The organism is Kineobactrum salinum (genome assembly GCF_010669285.1).
Lineage (GTDB): Bacteria > Pseudomonadota > Gammaproteobacteria > Pseudomonadales > Halieaceae > Kineobactrum > Kineobactrum salinum.
Map to the genome: position 1 here is coordinate 2,143,755 of NZ_CP048711.1, position 19,635 is coordinate 2,163,389.

Sequence of the window (19,635 nt, forward strand, 5' to 3'; positions counted from 1 at the left end):
CCGCGCGGCCAGATTCCATCAGGCTGCGCCGGAAGTTGCGATGCGCCGGTCGGCCAGGCCTGCCAACCATTGCCTGATATCCCGCGCAATCAACAGATTGGTCGGTATCAGGATCAGCGTAATCAGGGTGGCGAACAGAATGCCGAAACCCAGGGATATCGCCATCGGTATCAGGAACTGGGCATCGGTGGAGCGCTCCAGCAACAGCGGCAGCAGGCCGAAGAACGTTGTCATGGAAGTCAGGAACACAGGCCGGAACCGCGCCACGCCGGCAATGATTACCGCGTCGTCGATGCTCTCGCCGCGACGCAGGCGCTGATTGCAATAATCCACCAGCACCAGGCTGTCGTTTACCAGCACTCCGACCAGTGCCATCATTCCGAGCACACTTTGCAGCGACAGCGGATGTCCCATCAGCCAGTGCCCCAGTACCGCGCCGATCAGGCCGAAAGGAATGACCGACATCACGATCAGCGGCTGTACATAGGAGCGCAACGGCAGTGCCAGCAGGCAGTAGATCGCAAACAGCACTGCAATCAGACCGGCCTGCATGCTGTCGAAGGAGTCGCGTTGTTCCCGCGCCTCCCCCTCCAGGGTGTAGCTGACTTCGGGATACTGTTGCAGCAACTGGTCCAGGAAGCCAGCCAGATCTGCTTGCAGGGCAGTCATGTTGACCTGGTCTTTCTCCACATCGGCGGTGATATTGAGCACCCGGTAGCCATCAATCCGGGTGATCTTCGAGGGCCCTTTGCCAGGTGTCAGCGTCGCCACATGAGCCATGGGTACCCGCCTGCCGTCGGGAGTTTCGATCAGCATGGTGTTGAGCGACTGCAGAGTACTGCGCTCGCCGCGCGGAAAGCGCACGAGTACCCGGATATCGTCGCGGCCGCGCTGGATCCGCTGCGCCTGGGCCCCCTTGAAGGCGCTGCCGATCTGGTTGACGATGTCACCCCGGCTCAGTCCCAGCACATGACCCTGGTCAGTCAGCTCCACGTGCAGTTCCTCCTTGCCGTCGGAGAGACTGTCGGCAATTTCGAATACGGAAGCATAACCTGCCAGCTGTTGTTTGACCCGGTCCCCGACTTCGGACAGGGTATCCAGCGATTTGCCGCTGAGCTGAATGTTGATCGGGTCCCCGGCGCGAAACAGCGAGGAGCGGTAGGTCAACGATTCCGCCCCCGGTATGGTCCCCACCAGGCGCCGCCACTCCTCGACCAGCCGGGCAGTACTGATATCGGCCTCGCGCTCCTGCACCGGCGTGGCCTCGAAGGTCACCCGCCCCACGTTGGGACTGGCACCGCGGCCCCCGCCGGAGCCGGTGACAACGAGGATATTGACGATGGGACTGGTCCCGGTGGCGGGGTCGCGATACTTGTCCTGCAGTTCGCGGGCCGCATCGCCAATCCGCTGTACATAGGTATCGGTGACCTCAAACGGCGTGCCCACGGGCATGGTCAGCGTAGCTGCTCCGGTCTCGCCCTCGATATTGGGAAAGAACACAAACCGGGTCCAGCCGCTGACGATCAACGCCAGCACCAGCATGAAACTGCCGACAAACCCGGCCAGCGTGGTGTAGCGGTGCTTCGTGGCCAGCCGCAGCAGCGGCCGGTAGTACTTCATGATCAACCGTTCAAAACCATCGGCGAAGCGGTTTTGCCAGCGGGACCACTTGCCCTGGGGCTGTCCGGCCGGATTCAGCCGGATGCGGGTAAGATGAGCCGGCAACACCAGCTTGGATTCAATCAATGAAAACACCAGCACCGGAATCACCACTGCCGGAATAGCGCCAAAGAAAGCCCCCATGCGGCCCTCGATGAACGCGATCGGCAGGAACGCGGCGATCGTGGTAAGCACGCCGAAGGTCACCGGTACCGCCACCTCCTGGGTGCCGCGGATCGCCGCCTGCAGACCCGACTCACTGGTACGCAGATGGGTATACACGTTTTCACCGGTGACGATGGCATCGTCCACCACCAGGCCCAGCACGATAATGAAACCGTAGGCACTCATTACATTGAGCGTGGTGCCCATCAGACCCATGACCAGGATCGCGCCGAGAAAAGTCACCGGGATACCGATAAATACCCAGAAGCCGATCGCCGGCCGCAGGAACAGGGTCAGCAGCAGGATTACCAGCACCGCACCTTCCAATGCGCTGTTCAGCATGGTCCCCAGACGGCTCTTGAGGATGGTCGAGTCGTCGTCCCAGTAATCCAGGTCCATACCCACCGGCAGTGTGGCCTGGCGCTCAGCCAGATAGTCCTTGACCTTGCCGGCGACGTCCAGCGCGCTCTGGTCACCCACCCGGTAGACCTTGACGAACGCGGCCTGGCGGCCATTGAAAACAGTCTTCATGGCCTCCTCTTCGAAACCATCGTTGACGCGGGCCACGTCCTGCAGGCGGATGATGCTGCCGTCGCGGTTGGTCTTGATCACTATCTGCTCGAAGTCGGTGCGGCGATAGGCCTGCCCTTTGGACCGGATCAGCACATCACCGCCGCTGGCGCGCATATTGCCAGCGGAAATGTCCTGGGAGCTTTCCCGAATTGCCTGGGAGACCTGTTCCAGGGTCAGGTTGTATTGGCGCAGTCTGTCCTGGGACAGCTCGACGGCAATCTCGTAGTTGCGCACAGCGGAGAGTTCCACCTGGGTAACGCCGTCGATGCGCAGCAGGTCATCGCGCACCTGTTCGGCGAAGGCCAGGATCTCGTCTTCAGCCAGATCGCCGGCCACCACCACGTCGATCACTGCGCGTTTGCGTGTCGCCAGGCTGATCACCGGATTTTCGGTGTCGGCGGGAAAGGTATTGATGGCATCGACCCGGCTCTTCACATCGTCCAGCACGACGCGGGGTTGGTAGCCATTGTCGAGCTCCAGGGTAACCGAGGTAGAACCCTCCACTGATTCGCTGATGATCCTGTCTATGCCTTCGATATCCTGCACCGCCTCCTCGATACGGGTGGCAATCCCCAGCTCCACGTCCTCCGGGGTGGCGCCGCGCAGCGGTACGCTGATACTGATGGTGTCGGGTTCCGAGTAGGGGAAGACCTCCAGCACGAGTTCCGTTTTCAGGGTCAACAGCCCGCCGATGACAATGCTGAACATCAACAGGTTGGCGGCAACCGGGTTGCGCGCGAACCAGGCGATCACGGCTGCGCTCCCAGCTCGGCCTGGTGCGGCGGCCCTGCGTGACCCGATCCCGTGGAGCGCGGACCCCGGCCTGCGGAAGCCGCATCGCTCTGCACCACCTGGCGTTGCTGCGCCACTATCGTCACCCGCGTCCCGGACGTCACCTGGCCCAACGGCGTGACCACCAGTTGCTCATCGCCCGCCAGCCCGCTGCTGATTACAGCCTCCCTGTCATTCTGCCAGGCGATCTCGATTTCCCGGCGCTGCAGCAGCCCCTCTTCGACCACATACACATAGCTGCCCTGGTAGATCGCGCTGATGTCGATCACGATCGCCCGCGCCAGTTGCCGGCCGGCGATACGTGCAGTGACATACTCACCGATCTTCAGTGGCCGGCGGGCGCCAGCTCCGCTCTCCGCATCCACCTCCAGTGCAAAGGGGTCGTCCACCTGGGCCACCACATGCAGCTGCCGCGAGTCTTCGTCGATCGCTCCCTCGGTACGTACCAGGAAGCCCTGCCAGCTGCTGCCCGCCGCCAGCTGCGAGTGCAGAGTTACCCGCACCGGCTCTTCCGACGTCCCGGTCAAGCGCCGCCGCGGCTCCGGCAGATCGATATAGGCGAGGTCGGAATTGGCCAGTGGCAAGCGGATCTCGACATAGTCGCTGGCGTAGATCTCCGCCAGTTGGGCATTGGCAGATATCACCTGGCCGATATCCGCTTCAGTGGTGAGGACGCGGCCGTCAAAGGGCGCTTTGATGCGGGTGCGTTCAAGGCTCAACTCGGCCTTGCGCAGCGCCGCCTCCGCCGATGCCAGGTCCGCCTGCGCTGCCAGGAGCTGGGGTTTGCGCAGCACCAGCGCGCCGGGCTCGCCACCGTCGCCCAGACGCTGCCAGTTTTCCAGCGCCTGCTGCGACAATGCCTCCTCCTCCGCCAGCAGCTGCCGCGCCTCCAGCAGACTGGCGCGGGCAATCTGAACGTCGGCTTCATAGTCGCGGGAGTCGATGCGCAGCAGTTCGTCTCCGGCCCGGAACACACCGCCATCGCGGAACTGCGGGTTGATCCAGGTCACCTCACCGGCTACCTGCGATACCAGCATGTTGCGGGTGCGCGGCCGGACACTGCCGTAGCTGTCTATCACCACCTGGTAGGAGGCGGGGACGATGGTCACGGTTTCCACACTCAGCCGGGGCTCCACGGAGGGCGGCCTGCGGCCTGCCTCCGGCGGGTTGTACAGCGCAAGGGCCGCGAACAGCAGCAATCCGGCCAACACGATCCATGGCAGCAGACGCTGGCGGGTGAGCTTGAAAGAAGAGGCTTGCATCGGGAGTACCGGAATCAGGTGGTTGCTGGTGCTGGACGGGCAAAATCGCCGCCCAGGGCCAGATACAGGGCAATACGGTTGGCGAGCACCTCGTTGTGTGCCTCGATGGTACTGGTCTGGGCATCAAAAGCGCGACGCTGTGCCTCCAGCACCGTGGTGTAGCTTACCAGCCCGCGCTGGTATTGCTGGAATGAGAGCTCATAGGCAATGTCCGCGTTTGCCCGCGACTCCAGCAGGGCCTCGTGCCGCTGGCGCAGAGTCTGTTCCGCGCTGAGGCGGCTCTCCACTTCCGCCAGCGCGCTATAGACAGTATCCAGATAGGCCTGCTCGGCCTGCAGCACACGGGCGCGCGCCTGTTCCTGCTCCGACTTCAGGCGCCCGGCATCGAACAGCGGCTGCGCCAGACCGGCGGTGAGTGACCAGCTGGACAGTCCGGCATCGACCAGATCGTGCAGCGCGGACGAGCTGCTGCCGGCCCGGCCTGCCAGCGTAAAACGGGGAAAGCGCGCCTTGTGCGCCGCCGCCAGGCCGGCATCGGCGGCCAGCAGATCCAGCCAGGCCTGCTGGATATCGGGCCGCCGCTGCAGCAACTGTGCCGGTGTGCCCGCCGGCGTCGCCGTTTCCAGTGCCGGCAGGGCCTCGTCCAGCGTCAGCTCGCGGCCGTCGGGATAGCGGGCCATCAGCAATTGCAGATCCGCAATCGACTGTTGCAGCAACTGCCGCTGCCGGGCCAGCGAAGCGCGACTGTCCGCGACCGTGTTGCGGCTGAGATAGACATCGAGCGCCTCGTTCAGGCCACGGCGGTAACCGTGCTCAAGCACATCCAGGTCATCGCTGACATTGTCGAGACGCCGCTGCAACAGCGCCAGCAGGTTGCGGCTGGCAATGGCATCGAACCAGCCCGTGGCCACTGCCGCCGCCAGTGCCAACTGCTGTTGCCGCAATGCCGCCATGCCGGAATCGTAGCGCAGCCGCGCGCTGCGTTGCTGGTCGCCGAGACGGCCCCAGATATCCAGCTCCCAGGACAAGTCCAATGAGGCACCCCAAGACTCCCGGTAAACCTCAGAGCCGCTTTCGGCCAGCGACATCTGGCGTCCACCATCGACCGCAGCCGACAGAGCCGGCAGACGATCGGCGCCGGCAGCGATGACCCCCTGGCGCAGCTCCTGCACCCGGGCACGCTGCTGAGCCAGCTGGTAATTGGAAGCCTGCGCCTCCTCCACCAGCCGGTCCAGAGCCGGGCTGTCCAACTGCCGCAGCCAGCCCGATGCCGCCGGCGCTGGCTCCGCGGCCGTATCCTGTACCCAGTTCGGGGGCAGTTGTTGCTCCTGCGTCTGGGGTGAAATCGCGGAGACAGTACAGCCGCCCGACAGTGCCAGCAGCAGCGCCAGACAGGCCCGGCGCACCAAGCTGCCGCCGCGCTCGCGAATGTTCAATATTGACCAGGACAAGTGCCGCCAATGCCTCACCATGGGGAAGTGCGCGATTGTAGCTGCCCCCGGGCACGGCGTAAGCGCCGGCTTCACCATTCTTTACAATTCATCAATCCCGCTGACATCATGCCCTGGCACGGGTTTCCCGACGGCCCGAAAATCCTGTTATGATCTCGCCTCATCCCGCCACAATCGCTGCTGCATCCAGCGCTACCGCAGCGGTGTGACAAACAGGACGGACAGCGTTTCCGGCAGCCGCCGGTCGCGGTACTCGCAGGGGTCATCCAGGACAGGAATTACCGGCAGCATGAACGGCACAGGAACACTCTATACCGTGTCAGCCCCCAGCGGGGCGGGCAAGACCAGCCTGGTGAATGCGCTGATCGAGCGCGACCAGGGATTGCGGGTTTCGGTGTCTCACACCACCCGGCCCCAGCGGCCCGGCGAGCGCGACGGGGTTGATTATCACTTCGTGGACGAAGCGGTATTCACGACGATGCTGGCCGAGGCCGCCTTCCTGGAGCACGCCCGGGTGTTTGGCAACCTCTACGGCACCTCCCAGGCCTGGGTGGAGCAACAACTGGCCCAGGGCACCGACGTGGTCCTGGAGATAGACTGGCAGGGCGCCGAGCAGGTCAAGCGCCAGTTGCCGGCGACCCGCTCCATATTTATCCTGCCGCCCTCCCGGCAAACCCTGGAACAGCGCCTCACCGGCCGCGGCCAGGACGGCCCCGAGGTCATCGCCGCCCGCATGGCGCAGGCGGTGGAAGAAATATCACACTTCGTCCAGTCGGATTTCCTGGTGGTCAACAACGATTTCGAGCAGGCCCTGGCCGAACTGCAGACCATTGTCGCCTGCCACCGCCTGCAGACCTCCCGCCAACAGCAACTGCTCTCCGATCTGCTGCAGAACCTGCTGGCCTGAGGTTTTTCCGCACAGCTCGGGAACCGGAAGGCACGGCGGCTGTGCCTCAGCGCCTCCAGACAGATTCCCCGACCCATGTCGTGCCTATCGCCCAAGACCACCATCGTCCTGACTACAAACAAGCACCACATACCTTTGCGATTTAATATCCGTGAAGGCAGGACCGGCTCCACGGTGGGCCTGCTGAGACCGTTTGCAGCATGGATGCTGCAACCGAGCCCCCATGGATGGGTCTACGGCGTGTCTCAGCAGGCCCACCGTGGAGTCGGACCGGGAGCTACTACCTCACTCACCCAAAGAAAAAACACGCTCTCGACAAGTAAAAAAAGGGAAGACCAACCCAATCAGATATCCGGCATCACAATCCGATCATCCACCCCCAGCAACATCGTGATCAACGCCGTCCGCGTCCACATGCCATTGCGCTCCTGGCGCCAGTACTTCGCCCGCGGGTCCTTGTCGATCTCCGGGTCCAGCTCCCCCGCCGCGGCAACGGATGCATGATCACAGAGCTGTCCTTCAGATAGCGCAGGTGCTCCGCCTTCAGGTGAAACGCCTCATACGACGCCGGGGTCGCCTCCGATGCTATCTCGTACTCGTCCTGCACCCGCGTCATATAGATTGCGTCGGCACCCGCGATACCATCCAGCAACTGGTCCTCCTCGCTGAAGCTGACCCCGCGCGCCTTGAGATAGGAACGCAAATCCTCCTCGATCGCATATTCCGCTGGTGATACGAACCTGATGTGTACATCCTCGTAGTGCGTCAGCAGACGACTCAGCGAACGCACCGTACGGCCCCGCTTCAGGTCGCCCACCATGCACAGTGTTTTCCCGTCAATCCCGCCCAGGTCCTTGAAACTGCGCTGCAATGTGTAAATGTCCAGCAGCGCCTGGGTCGGGTGCTCATCCGGGCCACTGCCGGCGTTGATGATCGGGACCGGCCGGTCGGTGGCGTCAAACAACTCCGCGATCCGGTTGCACAGGCCCGCGATCGGCGAGCGCATGATCACCAGGTCCACATAGCTGGAGAACGTGCGCAGCGTATCTTCGATGGATTCGCCCTTGCGCTCCGAGCTGGTACTGCTGTCGCGGATCTCGCTGTCGGTAATGCCCAGGATATGGCAGGACGCCTGGAACGACATGAATGTGCGGGTGGAGGGCTGGGAAAAATACAGCATGGCGCGCCGGTGTCCCAGCAGGCTCTTGAGATAGAGCATGCCTTCCTTGCTCTTGTCGAAACGGCGGATCAGGTTGGTCAGCAGGTAGAGATAGTCGAGCAAGGCGCGGTCAAACTGGTCCGCAGACAGGATATGCCGGGGTGCCTTGGGGCGGTCTTCTGGTCTCATGAGAGTCTCGTCACAGGCGATGCCGCTATTTAAAGGCCGGGCCCGGCCGTTTGCAAGCGCTGGCGGGCAAATTCCATTGCCCACCGGGTTTGTCGTCGCGCCATCGGGCGCAACTGCCACCGCTTTCTGCCCCGCGGGCTCCCCGCCCTGGGATTGCAGCCGCTGCCGACAGTGAATGCAGCGCAATTCCGCGATCGACTGGCATCCAGACCCCGTTCAGGATACAATTTAGGGTTCCTCCGGCGGAGCAAGCTGCCGCCGGATGGCGGCTTCTGGCGGCTGCGGCCGGAGACCCGGTAGCTGCCCCGGCAAACCGGCTCCGGGCCACTCCGCCACGGACCTGAAATTCTCACTGGGATGAACTGAACACATGGCACGCGTAACTGTTGAAGATTGTCTGGAAAACGTTGATAACCGCTTCGAACTGGTCATGGTGGCCAGCAAGCGCGCCCGGCAGATCGCCACCGGCGGCAAGAGCCCGCTGGTGGACGAGGAATCCGACAAGCCCACCGTTATCGCCCTGCGCGAAATCGCCGAAGGCCTGATCACGCCGGACATCCTGCTGCGTGAAGACGAGCTGGACGCCGAAGACGAGCTGGCGGAAGTCATGGGATCCCACGAATCCCTGTAATGCTTCCCCGGCCGCGCTGACAAGCTCTCGTCGCCCTGCCATGCAAACCATTGATGCCCTCGATTCCACCCTGCGCAGCTACCTCAACCAGGAGCAGGCGCAGCAGGTGCGGCGGGCCTACTATTTCGCCGAGCAGGCCCATTTTGGCCAGATCCGGCGCAGTGGCGAGCCCTATGTGACCCATCCGCTGGCCGTGGCCGGGATTCTGGCGGACATGCACATGGATCACCAGAGCCTGGTTGCGGCGATGCTGCATGACGTGATCGAGGATACCGGTATCGACAAGCTTGCCATCGGCAACCAGTTTGGTCCCGCCGTGGCCGAGCTGGTCGATGGTGTCAGCAAGCTGACCCAGATGGAATTCAGCTCGCTGGCGGAAAAACAGGCCGAGAATTTCCAGAAAATGGCGCTGGCCATGGCCCGGGATATCCGCGTCATTCTGGTCAAGCTGGCAGACCGGCTGCACAACATGCGCACCCTGGGCGTGCTGCCTCAGGACAAGGCCCGGCGCATCGCCCGGGAAACCCTGGAAATCTACGCGCCGATCGCAATGCGGCTGGGCATGAACGCAGTGCGCATTGAATTCGAGGACCTCGGCTTCAGCGCGCTGCACCCGATGCGCGCCCGCCGCATTGCCGCCGCAATGCGATCCAGCGGCGGCAATCGCAAGGAACTGGTGGACAAGATCCGGCACCAGATCGAGTCAACGCTGGAACAGGAAGGTCACGAGGTCGAAGTGATCGGCCGCGAAAAACACCTCTACAGCATATACAGCAAAATGAAATCCAAGAAGAAGTCCTTCTCGGAGATCATGGACATCTACGCCTTTCGTATCATCGTCGACTCGGTCGATACCTGCTACCGGGTGCTGGGTTGCATTCACAGCCTGTACAAGCCGGTACCGGGTGAATTCAGCGACTACATCGCCATTCCCAAGGCCAACGGCTACCAGTCCCTGCACACCGTGCTCAAGGGCATGCACGGTGTACCGATCGAAATCCAGATCCGCACCCGGGAAATGGAGGAGATGGCCAACAACGGTATTGCCGCGCACTGGCTGTACAAGAGCGAGGGCCAGTCCGCCAACGCCAGCCATGCCCGCGCCCGGGAGTGGGTACAGGGTCTGCTGGAGATGCAGCAGCGGGCGGGCAATTCGCTGGAATTCATCGAAAGCGTCAAGATCGACCTGTTTCCCGACGAGATTTACGTCTTTACGCCCAAGGGCCGGATCCTGGAACTGCCGCGGGGTGCCACGGCGGTGGATTTCGCCTACGCGGTGCATACCGATGTCGGCAACAGCTGTGTCGCCTGCCGCATCAACCGGCGCCTCGCGCCACTGTCGGAGCCGCTGCAGAGCGGCCAGACCGTCGAAGTCCTGACCGCGCCCGGCGCCCGTCCCAACCCGTCCTGGTTCAACTATGCGGTCACTGCCAAGGCGCGCACCAATATCCGCCACTATCTCAAGCACCAGACCCGCGACGATTCCGTTGCGCTCGGCAAACGCCTGCTGGACAAGGCCCTGCAGGTCTTTGACAGCGGCCTGGAACAGCTGCCGGCAGAGCAACTGCAGGACTATTTGCAACGTCACGACTACGCCGCGCTGGACGACCTGCTGGAAGACATCGCCCGCGGCAACCGCCTGCCGCCCATCACGGCGCAGCAGATCCTCGGTGAGCTGGCTGCGGGGCTGCTGGAACCGCCGTCCCGCGATTCGCAACCGGTGGCCATTCGCGGCACCGAAGGTTTCATGGTCACCTATGCGCGTTGCTGTCATCCCATCCCCGGCGACCCGATAGAGGGCTACCTGAGCTCCGAGAAGGGGGTCGTCGTGCACCGGGAACGGTGCAAGAACCTGGCCGAGATGCGGGAGCACCGCGAGCGTCTGGTCGCGCTGCGCTGGGACGAGCAGGTCCAGGGAGAATACATGACCGAGCTGCGGATCGAAGTGGAAAACCGGCGCGGCATGATTGCGGTGCTGGCCACCCGTATCAACAGCATAGGGGTCAACATCGAGAAGATCTCCACCGAGGACAAGGACTACCAGTTCACTTACGTCGACCTGTCACTGCAGGTCCGCAGCCGGGTGCATCTGGCCGATATCATGAAGCGCCTGCGCACCGTGGGTTCGGTACGCCGGGTTTCGCGACTCAAAAATGAAGCGCCCCTGCGGCGCCCCAAGCAAGGAGCAAGCCGTTGACCAACCGTGCTGTTATTTCCACTCCCAATGCCCCAGAGGCGATTGGGCCCTACTCCCAGGCCGTGAAAGTCGGCAGCACCGTCTGGCTTTCGGGCCAGATTCCACTGGTGCCCGGCACAATGGAGCTGATTACCGGCGATATCCAGGCCCAGGCCAGGCAGGTATTCAGAAATCTGGCGGCAGTGGCCGAGGCCGCCGGGGGCGGCCTGGACAACGCGGTCAAAATCAACATCTCGCTGACTGACATGGGAGATTTCGCCGACGTCAATGAGGTCATGGCCGAGTTCCTCTGTGCCCCCTATCCCGCCCGCGCCTGTGTCCAGGTAGCGGCCCTGCCCAAGGGCGTCGCGATCGAGGTCGAGGCCATCCTCGCGGTCTGAACCGGACGGCTTCAGTCAGCCCCGCCAGCGCCGGTCTCCCGCGCGGCCAGCACCGCCGCATAACCGCTGCGGTAGTCAGGGTAGCGCAACCGGAAGCCGCTGCGCTGCAGAGCCACGTTGCGGCAACGCTTGTGTGCCCGGGGCTGTGCAGCGACCGGGCCATCCCCCGCCGCCGGCGAATCGGCGCGGCTGCCGTCCCCGCCTTGCAACAGGCGTATCCGGGAACCGTGTACGTCCTGCCGCGCCTGCAACTGCCGCGCCAGCCAGCTCTCGACCTCAAAACGGGGCGCGGGCTCATCGTCGCCCCCGATCATCACTTGCGGGACAGGACGGTCGGCCGCCCATTGTCGTAGCAAATGGGTCAGCAGCGCACCGACATCATCGCGGTGGATCCGATTGCTGTAGCGCGGCGGGGTGGGTGCACAGAGCCGGCCGCTGGCAACGCGCCGCAGCAGTGCTCCATCGGGGTTGCCGTAAATACCCGCACAGCGCAGCACACAGCAAGGGTGAGACGACTCCAACAGCAACTGTTCCGCCTCGATGATCGCCAGTGCCGCGGGATCATCCTGTGCCAGCTCACTGTCTTCCTCCACCCAGCCGCCCTCGCGCTCGGCGTAGACCCGGACACTGGAGACCATGACGATACCCGCGGGCCGGTGCGCTCCCAGCCCGTCCAGCACATTCCGCATCGCCTGGCCAAAACCGAGACGATAGGCCGCTGCACCCGTGCCGGCGGGTTTCAGCGTCATGATGATAAAGTCCGGCGCCAGCATCTCCAGCGCGGACAGGGGCGCCTTCTGGCAATAGTCAGCCGCCAGACCCGCGAACCCTGCCGGCAGCCCGCTGCAGTCCCGGCGCAGGCCGATGACGTCGACACCCTCTGTCAGCAGCCCGGTGCCCGCCCTGGTGCCGAGATCACCACAGCCGACAATCAGCACTCTTTTGCTCTTCATTAATTCTCACCTGACTGGTTACACTGGGCAGCCCGCGCACCGGTGGTCTGACGAGCCGGCGCCTGGAATGACAACTGACAAACCGGTTCACCCGGGGACCGGCTATCCGAAGTTCGGGAGACAAGCTTTGAACATTGTACACCAGCGCGGCACCAGGCCTGCCGGGATGTCATCTGCGGCGCGGTCTGCGCTACATGCGCTACAGGTACGCCGGCAGGCAGATATCGCCGTACGCGGCCTCAGGCAGGCAGCTCTGTGCAAGGCGCGCTTGCGCTTGCAGCGCGGCTGACCCTCATTGGCCGTGCTGGACCCGATACCGGTCACCGCCCTGCGCGGTGTCGGCCCCCGCCTGGCCCAGCAACTGGCTGACTACGGCATCGGGCAGGTCGAGGATCTGCTGTTCCACCTACCGCTGCGCTACCAGGACCGCACCCGTATCACGCCGATAGCGGCATTGCAGGAAGGGGCCGAAGTGACCGTGGAGGGCGAGGTCCGGCTGGCAGATATCGTCTATGGGCGACGCCGCAGTCTGGTGGCAAGAATCCAGGACGGCAGCGGCAGCCTGACCCTGCGCTTCTTTCATTTCAGCGCTGCGCAGAAGAACCAGCTGCAACCGGGTACCCGGCTGCGCTGCTTTGGCCAGGTGCGGCGCGGCGGCGCGGGAATGGAGATATTTCACCCAGAGTACCGCGCGCTGAACGAGCCCTTGCCGGTTGCTGAAACCCTGACTCCCGTCTATCCCACCACCAACGGCATCGGCCAGAACCAGTGGCGCAAACTGTGCAGCCAGGCGCTGCAGTATCTGGAGCGCGCGGCACCCCCTGATCTGCTGCCCGCGAGCACCCGGCTGCACTTCAGCCTGGCAGCGGCATTGCGCTATCTGCATGCACCGCCACCGGATGCGCCGCTGGCCCAATTGCTGGCCGGTACCCACCCCGCCCAGCTGCGGCTGGCGCTGGAAGAGCTGGTGGCACACAATTTGTCCTTGCTGCGCCTGCGCGAGAGACAACAGACCAGGACGGCGCCGGCCCTGCGACAGGACAGGGCACAGGCCTTGCAGCACGCGCTGCTGGCCAGCCTGCCGTTCACGCCTACCGGAGCCCAGCAGCGGGTGATGGCGGAAATCGCCACCGACCTGGCAAGGCCGGTGCCCATGCTGCGCCTGGTCCAGGGAGATGTCGGTTCAGGCAAGACTCTGGTGGCGGCCCATGCCGCTTTGCAGGCCATTGCCAACGGCTACCAGGTAGCACTGATGGCACCCACGGAGATCCTCGCGGAACAACACAGGCTCAATTTTGCCGCCTGGTTCGAGGCTCTGGATATCGGACTGGAATGGCTCAGCGGCAGGGTGAAGGGCAAGGCCCGCAAAGCGGCAACCGCCGGCATCGCATCCGGTGAGGCGGCAATGGTGATCGGCACCCACGCCCTGTTCCAGGAGGATGTGGCCTTTCACCGTCTGGGCCTGGTCATCGTCGACGAGCAGCACAAGTTCGGTGTGCACCAGCGCCTGGCATTGAGCCAGAAGGCCGGCATCGCCGGGCACCCGCACCAACTGGTACTGACCGCAACCCCGATACCCCGGACCCTGTCGATGGTGGCCTACGCGGACCTGGATTGCTCTGTGATCGATGAACTGCCGCCCGGGCGAGAGCCGGTAACCACGCTGCTGATCGACAGCCAGCGTCGTGAACAGGTGGTCGCCCGGGTTGCCAAGGCCTGCACCGGCGGGCGCCAGGCCTACTGGGTGTGCACCCTTATTGAAGAGAGTGATGCACTGCAGGCACAGGCAGCGGAGGCCACCGCGCAACGGCTGCAGGAGGCCCTGCCCGAACTGTCGATAGGCCTGGTGCACGGGCGCATGAAACCGGTGGAGAAGGCCGCCGTCATGTCTGCGTTCAAGGCCGGCGAAGTGGCTTTGCTGGTGGCAACCACGGTGATCGAAGTGGGCGTGGATGTGGCCAACGCCAGCCTGATGATCATCGAGAACCCGGAGCGGTTGGGGCTGGCGCAACTGCACCAGCTGCGCGGCCGGGTCGGCAGAGGCGGCGGCGCCAGCCACTGCCTGCTGCTGTACCAGTCACCGTTGTCGCGCAGCGGCAGGCAGCGGCTGACGGCCATGAGGGAAAGCAATGACGGCTTTTACATTGCCGAGAAGGATCTGGAACTGCGGGGTCCGGGGGAGGTGCTGGGCACCCGCCAGACCGGCCTGCTGGCGTTTCGCATCGCCGAGCTGCCCACCCACAACCACCTGCTGGAACAGGTGCAGGCGATCGCCGCTATCCTGCAGCAGGGCGATCCCGCCGTGGTCGATGAATTGATCCAGCGCTGGACCGGTACCAGGCAGCAGTTTGGCGGAGTCTGAGCGGCATGTACGAGTACGCTTTTTAATCAGCGTAACAGGGCCAGGCGCCGCGCCAACTCGGCACGGCCGATGCTGTTCAGCCTCGCAATATTGTTCTCGGGTATCGTCTCGGGATTGGGATAATCGGCCAGCACCCGCTCCAGCATCGCTTCCCGCAGCAGGTGGATCACCGGCAGCGGCGAGCGGTTGCTGTAGTGGCTGGCGGCGTCGGGCGGCTCGCCGGCGAACAGGTAGTCGGGATGGAAGCTGGCCAGCTGGATGACCCCTTCGAGACCCGCGGCAACCAGCAGTTCGTTGGCCTGATCGAGAAAGTCCAGGTAGTCATCGAAATTGCCCAGGCCGGCACTGAAGGCCAACAGGGTGGTGGCTGTGTCCTGCTCCACCGTGGCCTGCAACAGGTCCAGTTCCTGCAACAGCTGTTGCTGCATGACGCGCAGCCCGGCCTCGCTGTCGTCCGCGTCACAGACAGCAATGCGCAGGCCCGCCCCCTGCAGCAGGGGGCGGGCGAAGGGGCACAGGTTGAGGCCCACGACGCAGGTTTCGAGCCAGGCTCGTAGCTGGCGTTCGGCCCGGCATGGACCGGGAACGACGATACTCAGGGCAGGATCGCCGGCAGGGCCTTCTGCAGCTCGAGTTTCGCGCGGGTGGCCTCGCCGGTCAGCGCAAAGCCGAGCAGCATGCCACCGGCATCGCGGAATTCAGCGCGCACATTGTGGCCATCGGCTTCGATCTGCCAGGCGCCTTCGACGCCGCCCATGGCGGGCGCCACCACCACCGGACAGGCAGGTGTCTTGATCGTCACCGGCATCGGCGGATAGACCACCGGGGTGGGCTCGCCGGCCAGGGTCTGGCCCAGGGCCCGGGCCGCGGCCATCAGCGGCGCCACATACACCAGCACGTGCCCGTCCACTTCGGCACAGTCGCCCAGTGCATAGACATTGGGTGCACTGGTTTCCAGCAAGCGGTTGGTGACAATGCCGCGGTTGGTTTCGATCCCCGACGCCTTGGCGAGATCGATGCGGGGCCGTACCCCCACCGCCGACACAACCAGGTCAGCGGTAATCGTCGCGCCGTTGTTGAGGCTGACTACCACGCCCTGCTCTGCTTTATTCACCTCGGTGACCAGCGGGCCGAAGTGGAAGGTGGCTCCTTTCTCTTCCAGCGCCGCCTGTACCGCCTTGCCGGCGGCTTCCGGCAGCAGGGTCGGCAGGCAGTGGCCCAGCGGGTCCACGACCTCGACCTCGAAGCCGCCATTGAGCAGGTCGTTGGTGAATTCGCAACCGATCAGGCCGCCACCGATGATGCAGACCTTGCGCACGTTGTTCTTCTTCATCGCGGTGCGGAAGTCATCGTAATCCAGCAGATTGTTGACAGAATACACCAGCTCGGCACCATCACCGCCGATCGGGGGCTGGATGACCTGCGCACCCAGTGCCAGTACCAGTTTGCTGTAGTGAATCGCGGTCTGGGCATCGCCCACCTTGATCACCTGCGCGGCGGTATCGATCTCGGTGACCCGGGTCATGGTCCAGACGCTGGCCCTGAGCTGCTGCCCCATGCTGCCGGCATCCAGCTGCGCCAGATCATCGGCGGAGGTATCCTTGGTGTAGCCGGTGGACAGCATCGGCTTGGAATACGAACGGCCGTCATCGGAGGTAATCAGGATCAGCGGTGTTTCGGTGTCGTGCTTGCGAAACTCCCGGGCCACACCGTAACCTGCCAGCCCGGTACCGAGGATCACCACGGGCGCATGCACCTTGTCCGCCTGAGGCTCATCGTGGTGGGGCGTTTCATCCACCGGCGCTTCCTCCAGCAGCTCGAAGTCTTCCTTGCCCACGCCACAGTCCGGACACAGCCAATCCTCGGGAACGTCCTCCCACTTGGTACCGGGCGCTATGCCGTCGTCAGGCCAACCTTCTTTTTCATCGTAAATCAGGCCACAGACGATGCATTCCCATTTTTTCATGCCAAAACTCGCTCTCAGTCAGTTCAGGAGATTCCCGCAGCCGCGGCCATCCGGGCCGCTACGGGTGTGAAACCGCAGAATTTGAGACGCAACACTATAGAGTTGTATGAAAAATGTGCAAGGGCTTTGCGTGCATCAAATGCTGGGTGAGCGCAAGCAACCCCGGGACCCTTGCATGCCGCCCGGCCATACCGCATCCTGCTCCCCCGACGATCCCGGAGACACTGCCTGTGCCCCTCTACCCACCCGCGACCGGCACCCGCGACCTGGACTGGCGGCCCGCGGCCCGTTTTTCCACCGCCAGCCTGCCCCCGCACCACCGCCGCTGGCTGCTCGACGACGGCTCCCTCACCGCGCGGCTGATTGCGCTGCAGCAGGGCGTGTTCAGCGTGCGCCGCCTGTACCAGGGCTGGCAACTACCCTTGCCTTCTGAGCGGCAGCTGCTGGAGCTGCCATTGCGCCAGCGCGTGCTGGTCAGGGAGGTGCTGCTACAGCTGGACGGCAGGCCGGTGGTATTCGCCCGTAGCCTGTTTCCGGTCAGCAGTCTCAGCGGCTCGCTGGGGCATCTGCGCAAGCTGCACAACCGCTCGCTGGGCGCGATTCTGTTTCGCCATCCGCAAATGCAGCGCAGCCCCTTCGAGTTGGCGCGGGTCGCCGGGAACAGCGCCTATCTCGCGCCTGCCGTCCGGCAGCGTGACAGTGCCTGGGGACGCCGCTCCTGCTTTGATATCGGCGGCAAGCGGCTGCTGGTGAGTGAAGTCTTTCTGCAGCATTTCCAGCCCTGGTCGGCACCGCTGCCCGTGCATCGCAGCCGGCGCGGCACGGTTAGCGCTGCAATTGTGCCCGCAAAGCAGTAAGCTGCCCCCTTCGTTCACCAGATCCTCGCACTATGCTCCAAAGCCCCAAAACTGTCGCCCTGCTGCAACTTGTCCGCTTCGACAAACCGATTGGTACCCTGCTGTTGTTGTGGCCCACCCTGTGGGCACTCTGGATAGCCGCTGACGGCGTACCGGACTGGCCATTGCTGCTTATTTTTGTCGCCGGCACCTTCCTGATGCGCTCCGCCGGTTGCATCGTCAATGACCTCGCCGACCGCCACCTCGATGGCAGCGTGTTGCGCACCCGGGAGCGGCCGCTGGTCACGGGCCGTGCCAGTGTGCGGGAGGCGCGGGTGTTGTTCGTGGTACTGTGCCTGCTGTCCTTCGGGCTGGTGCTGCTAACCAATACCCTGACCATTCTGCTATCGGTGATCGGCCTGTTGCTGGCGGCCAGCTACCCCTTCATGAAGCGTTACACCTACTGGCCCCAGCTGGTGTTGGGGGCGGCCTTTTCCTGGGCCATACCAATGGCCTTCGCGGCCCAGCTGGGGGAACTGCCGGCCGCCCTGTGGCTGCTGTACTGCGCCAATCTGCTGTGGACCATGGTGTTCGACACCCAGTACGCGATGGTGGACCGGGAGGACGATATCAAGATCGGCATCAAGTCCACCGCGATCCTGTTCGGTGAGGCCGACCGCGCCATCCTGGCGGTGCTGCAGTTGCTGTGCCTGCTGGCGCTGGCGCTGGCCGGATTGCGCTTTGAGCTGGGCCTGTATTATTTTCTGAGCCTGGTTGTGGTGGCGCTGCTGTTCGGCTACCACCAGTATCTGACGCGCAACCGCGAGCGTGAGGCCTGTTTCCGGGCCTTCCGCCACAACAACTGGGTCGGACTGGTGATTTTTCTCGGTATTGCCCTCCACTACGCCACCACGCCAGGCGCCTGAATGCCCATGAATGAGCTGCGCGGCGCCGACATTCCCACGGCGGAATTCATCCCCTCCCTGGCGGCGGTCAAGGCCTCGGACTGGAATCGCCTCACCGGCCTTGACTACCCCTTCCTGCGCCATGAATTCCTGCTGGGACTGGAGCAGAGCCACTGCACCACCGCCGCGACCGGCTGGCAGCCCTGTCATTTGCTGCTGCATCAGGGCGACAGCCTGGTGGCGGTGCTGCCGCTGTACCTGAAATCGCATTCCTACGGCGAGTATGTATTCGACTGGTCCTGGGCCGAGGCCTGGCAGCGCTGTGGCCTGTCCTATTATCCAAAGCTGGTTTCCGCGATACCGTTCACCCCCGCGACCGGCCCGCGGCTGGCAGTGGCTGACGGACTGGACCCTGTCGCGGCCTGGGACTACGCCCTGGCCGCTATCAGGCAATTTGCGCAACAGCGCGATCTGTCCTCCTGGCACCTGCTGTTTCCCGAAGCCGGTGTCTCGGAGCTGCTGCTGCAACGCGGCCTGCCCCGGCGCCTTGGCACACAGTTCCACTGGTTCAATGAGGGGTATCGCAGTTTCGACGATTTCCTCGCCGGTTTCGCCAGCCGCAAGCGCAAGAACCTGCGCCGGGAGCGGGACCGGGTTCGGCAACAGGGCCTGAGTCTGCGCACCCTGCGCGGTGCCCAGATCAGCCCCGAACACTGGCACCAGTTCCATCATTTCTACCAGCTCACCTATGCCAAACGCAGCGGCCACGGCGGCTACCTGACGCGGGAGTTCTTCACGGAAACGGCGCCCACGCTGGGCGAGCAGGTGATCATGGTGCTGGCGGAGCAGGGCGCACGGGCGGTGGCGGCGGCGCTGTATTTTCGCTCTGGCGACACCCTGTACGGCCGCTACTGGGGCTGCATCGAGGAATTCGACTGCCTGCACTTCGAAGCCTGTTACTACCAGGGTATCGAATACTGCATTGCCGAAGGCCTGCAGCGCTTTGATCCCGGCGCCCAGGGCGAACACAAGATCCAGCGCGGCTTCCGTCCGGTGGCCACCTGCTCCAGCCACTGGATCGCGGACCCGCAACTGGCCGCCGCGGTATCCGACTTCACCCGCCGGGAGCAGCCCCACAACGAGGCCTACCTGAACGAGGCAACCACCCTGCTACCCTTCCGCCGCGGACCCTGAACCGTGTAAGCCGGGCTAGGCCCAATGGCACTTACTTTAGCTCACTCCGGAGGA

Annotated in this window: 16 protein-coding genes; 9 read left to right on the top strand and 7 right to left on the bottom strand. The window is 64.0% G+C overall.

Annotated elements, in window-relative coordinates:
• Positions 1-18 precede the first annotated feature (18 nt).
• From G3T16_RS09240 to G3T16_RS09250, 3 genes are read right to left on the bottom strand one after another with little or no spacing between them, the layout of a single operon-like run.
• The gene (locus G3T16_RS09240; protein ID WP_163494870.1) at positions 19-3,150 is read right to left on the bottom strand and encodes an efflux RND transporter permease subunit; all 3,132 of its coding nucleotides are present in this window, start codon (positions 3,148-3,150) and stop codon (positions 19-21) included.
• Positions 3,147-4,451: an efflux RND transporter periplasmic adaptor subunit gene (locus tag G3T16_RS09245; RefSeq protein ID WP_163494872.1), complete on the bottom strand. Its 1,305-nt coding sequence runs from the start codon at positions 4,449-4,451 to the stop codon at positions 3,147-3,149. The genes G3T16_RS09240 and G3T16_RS09245 overlap by 4 nt, the downstream gene beginning before the upstream one ends.
• A 14-nt stretch (positions 4,452-4,465) precedes the next feature.
• Positions 4,466-5,902 carry an efflux transporter outer membrane subunit gene (locus tag G3T16_RS09250; protein WP_163494874.1) on the bottom strand — a complete coding sequence of 479 codons (1,437 nt, stop codon included), beginning with the start codon at positions 5,900-5,902 and terminating at the stop codon, positions 4,466-4,468.
• A gap of 289 nt (positions 5,903-6,191) precedes the next feature.
• On the opposite strand from G3T16_RS09250, the gene gmk reads away from it, so the two are divergent.
• The gene (gene gmk, locus G3T16_RS09255) at positions 6,192-6,809 is read left to right on the top strand and encodes a guanylate kinase (protein WP_163494876.1); all 618 of its coding nucleotides are present in this window, start codon (positions 6,192-6,194) and stop codon (positions 6,807-6,809) included.
• Between the two features lie 394 nt (positions 6,810-7,203).
• Here gmk and G3T16_RS09260 read toward each other — a convergent pair whose 3' ends face one another.
• Complete coding sequence (locus G3T16_RS09260; protein ID WP_163494878.1) at positions 7,204-8,157, bottom strand: aspartate/ornithine carbamoyltransferase family protein; 954 nt, start codon at positions 8,155-8,157, stop codon at positions 7,204-7,206.
• A gap of 370 nt (positions 8,158-8,527) precedes the next feature.
• On the opposite strand from G3T16_RS09260, the gene rpoZ reads away from it, so the two are divergent.
• From rpoZ to G3T16_RS09275, 3 genes are read left to right on the top strand one after another with little or no spacing between them, the layout of a single operon-like run.
• The gene (gene rpoZ / locus G3T16_RS09265) at positions 8,528-8,788 is read left to right on the top strand and encodes a DNA-directed RNA polymerase subunit omega (protein ID WP_163494880.1); all 261 of its coding nucleotides are present in this window, start codon (positions 8,528-8,530) and stop codon (positions 8,786-8,788) included.
• Positions 8,789-8,828: 40 nt separating this feature from the next.
• Positions 8,829-10,985 carry a bifunctional GTP diphosphokinase/guanosine-3',5'-bis pyrophosphate 3'-pyrophosphohydrolase gene (spoT, locus tag G3T16_RS09270; RefSeq protein ID WP_163494882.1) on the top strand — a complete coding sequence of 719 codons (2,157 nt, stop codon included), beginning with the start codon at positions 8,829-8,831 and terminating at the stop codon, positions 10,983-10,985.
• On the top strand, positions 10,982-11,365 hold the full coding sequence (locus G3T16_RS09275; RefSeq protein ID WP_163494884.1) for a Rid family detoxifying hydrolase: 384 nt from the start codon (positions 10,982-10,984) through the stop codon (positions 11,363-11,365). Before spoT ends, G3T16_RS09275 begins: the two co-directional genes overlap by 4 nt.
• Positions 11,366-11,376: 11 nt before the next feature.
• On the opposite strand, the gene G3T16_RS09280 is transcribed toward G3T16_RS09275, so the two are convergent.
• Positions 11,377-12,318: a Rossmann-fold NAD(P)-binding domain-containing protein gene (locus tag G3T16_RS09280; protein ID WP_163494886.1), complete on the bottom strand. Its 942-nt coding sequence runs from the start codon at positions 12,316-12,318 to the stop codon at positions 11,377-11,379.
• Positions 12,319-12,445: 127 nt separating this feature from the next.
• Here G3T16_RS09280 and G3T16_RS09285 point away from each other — a divergent pair, with 127 nt between their 5' ends.
• Entirely contained in the window at positions 12,446-12,607 is a 162-nt protein-coding gene (locus G3T16_RS09285; protein WP_163494888.1) for a hypothetical protein, read from the top strand.
• Positions 12,608-12,619: 12 nt separating this feature from the next.
• Positions 12,620-14,680, top strand: coding sequence for an ATP-dependent DNA helicase RecG (gene recG, locus G3T16_RS09290; protein WP_232059361.1), 2,061 nt, complete (start codon positions 12,620-12,622; stop codon positions 14,678-14,680).
• A gap of 26 nt (positions 14,681-14,706) precedes the next feature.
• On the opposite strand, the gene G3T16_RS09295 is transcribed toward recG, so the two are convergent.
• Together G3T16_RS09295 and G3T16_RS09300 are read right to left on the bottom strand one after the other, a co-directional pair.
• Positions 14,707-15,279 carry a DUF1415 domain-containing protein gene (locus G3T16_RS09295; protein ID WP_332102889.1) on the bottom strand — a complete coding sequence of 191 codons (573 nt, stop codon included), beginning with the start codon at positions 15,277-15,279 and terminating at the stop codon, positions 14,707-14,709.
• Complete coding sequence (locus G3T16_RS09300) at positions 15,276-16,646, bottom strand: FAD-dependent oxidoreductase (protein WP_163494892.1); 1,371 nt, start codon at positions 16,644-16,646, stop codon at positions 15,276-15,278. Before G3T16_RS09300 ends, G3T16_RS09295 begins: the two co-directional genes overlap by 4 nt.
• 230 nt (positions 16,647-16,876) lie before the next feature.
• Between G3T16_RS09300 and G3T16_RS09305 the strand changes: the two genes are divergently transcribed.
• Genes G3T16_RS09305 through G3T16_RS09315 form a run of 3 tightly spaced genes read left to right on the top strand, consistent with a single transcriptional unit; the run spans position 16,877 to position 19,581 of the window.
• Complete coding sequence (locus G3T16_RS09305) at positions 16,877-17,503, top strand: chorismate--pyruvate lyase family protein (RefSeq protein ID WP_163494894.1); 627 nt, start codon at positions 16,877-16,879, stop codon at positions 17,501-17,503.
• Between the two features lie 32 nt (positions 17,504-17,535).
• A complete protein-coding gene (gene ubiA / locus G3T16_RS09310) occupies positions 17,536-18,408 on the top strand; it encodes a 4-hydroxybenzoate octaprenyltransferase (RefSeq protein WP_163494896.1) in 873 nt (290 codons plus the stop codon).
• 6 nt (positions 18,409-18,414) lie between these two features.
• Entirely contained in the window at positions 18,415-19,581 is a 1,167-nt protein-coding gene (locus G3T16_RS09315) for a GNAT family N-acetyltransferase (RefSeq protein ID WP_163494898.1), read from the top strand.
• Positions 19,582-19,635 lie beyond the last annotated feature (54 nt).